Source organism: Campylobacter sp. MG1 (assembly GCF_026616895.1).
Lineage (GTDB): Bacteria > Campylobacterota > Campylobacteria > Campylobacterales > Campylobacteraceae > Campylobacter_E.
The window spans coordinates 1-433 of sequence record NZ_JANYME010000048.1 but is presented as its reverse complement, the minus strand read 5'-3'; the positions used below and the strand labels follow the sequence as shown (position 1 = coordinate 433).

Annotated in this window: 1 protein-coding gene and 1 pseudogene; one reads left to right on the top strand and one right to left on the bottom strand. The window is 26.6% G+C overall.

Translation table 11 applies throughout. The features are described 5' to 3' along the window. The coding region (locus NY022_RS09635; protein ID WP_267525667.1) for a hypothetical protein at positions 1-138 on the top strand (138 nt) is incomplete at its 5' end. Here the strand turns inward: NY022_RS09635 and NY022_RS09630 are convergent. Then, positions 135-433, bottom strand: a pseudogene (locus NY022_RS09630) (DNA polymerase III subunit gamma/tau); the annotation flags it as partial. The gene NY022_RS09635 and the pseudogene NY022_RS09630 overlap by 4 nt on opposite strands.

The window sequence follows — 433 nt, the reverse complement described above, 5'->3', positions numbered from 1 at the left end:
ATTTATAATCTTTTTGATAAAAGTTTTACCAATGCATGGGAATCTTATAAAAGCAATAGCAAAGATACTTGGGTAAATACTTATAATCGTATAGAAGAAGGAAGAAGGCTTTATATTTCCATCAATGGTAGTTTTTAATTTTGAATTTGTGGAGAACCAAAGAGTTTATCAAGAGCTTCTTTGGTCTCATTTTTTGGATCATATTTTTTAGCATCTTTTTTAAAATTTTCAAAATGTTCATTTAAATTTGGCATAGCTTTGTTTTCTATTTTAGGTGGTGTTTTAAAGACATCTTGTAAATTTTGTGTTTGTAAGTTTTCTATTTTTTGAATTTTAATTTGTGTGTTTTCTCCAAAAAGCTTACTTAGTAGTAATTTAATTAGCTTAAAGCCATTGTTTAAGGTGTTTCTATCTTCATCTTTTGCATTAGAGC